Here is a 1,122-nt window from a genome sequence, read left to right as displayed (position 1 = left end):
TACCCCCCTAAAAACTATAAACATAACTCACATTGAACACCACAAGGCGTTTGAAAAAGAGGGAAGTGTTTAACCCTTTGCCATGCGTTTCATAAAAGGAGTTCACCGCTAAAGGGATTTTCAAGCCCATTTCAAAGCCATTGTGCCTATTGACATTCACACGAACCCCAAAATTCAAAGGGATCTGGAAAAAACTCGTGTGCATTTTAGCCTGATAATTTGTCAAGTAATTGTTGATAAAATCCGTTTGGCTCACCCACATGCTTAAACCACTCCCTACCCACGAACTCCCCGCTAAAGCAAAGCCCGCATAAAAACCCACACTAGAATGTTTTTGCGCATTATCAATGAAATTATAAAGATAATCTATTCCAAGCCCATAGAGATGGTTATTCATTTTGCCTAAACCATCAAAGCCATTGCCCACAAAACCAAAGTTAGTGTAACCATAGTCATAGAACAAGTAATAGCGAAACCCTTGATTTTTTTTCTTGGTGAAGAAATGCTTATACCCTACGCTCAAACTCACCCCATACATGCTTGAAATGTTTTTAGAATAAGAGTTGGGATCCAGCGCGTTTAAGGAATTTGAAATTTGAGCGATTTGAGAAGATAAAGAAGAAAGCATGCGGTTTTGAGATTGATTGAATTGCACTTCTAAATTTCTTAAGTTTTCTTCAAATTCTAAAGGGTTAGTGGTGGGTTCTTGTATTTTTTCTAACGCTTGGGCTAGTTTAGGGTTAGACGCAACGCCTCCGCTAAGCATGACTATTTTTTCAATGTTTTGAAGGGTGGATTGCAAGTAGTAAGTTTCGGCTTGCATTTCAGTGGGGGTTAATTTAGCATGGTTTTTCAAAGCGTTGTTGATGTAATTAAAGGTGTTTTGCATGTTTGTGATTTCATTTTTGACTTGATTGAGTTTATAGATTTTATTTTGAGCGTTAGAAATCGTTTGGATGCGTTCTTGATTCAAAAAGGGGTTATTATGCTCAACGGCATGACTAATGGAATATTCAAACCCCACGCTCGCATACGCCCCATTTTCTTCAGCGATACAAAAAGATAAAAGTAAAGGTAAAAAGAATGATGAATGTAATAAGGCTTTTTGCATGGGTTGATCCT

At 37.7% G+C, this 1,122-nt stretch carries 1 protein-coding gene; it reads right to left on the bottom strand.

Features of this window, described 5'->3' with window-relative positions; all coding sequences use genetic code 11:
- Positions 1-7: 7 nt before the first annotated feature.
- Entirely contained in the window at positions 8-1,111 is a 1,104-nt protein-coding gene (gene hopJ / locus CXY28_RS08565) for a Hop family outer membrane protein HopJ/HopK (RefSeq protein ID WP_100980495.1), read from the bottom strand.
- Between the last annotated feature and the right edge of the window lie 11 nt (positions 1,112-1,122).

It is taken from the genome of Helicobacter pylori (assembly GCF_002832345.1).
Taxonomy (GTDB): Bacteria; Campylobacterota; Campylobacteria; order Campylobacterales; family Helicobacteraceae; genus Helicobacter; species Helicobacter pylori_CP.
The sequence above is the reverse complement of the archived record's forward strand: the minus strand, read 5'-3'. Positions and strand labels throughout refer to the sequence as shown.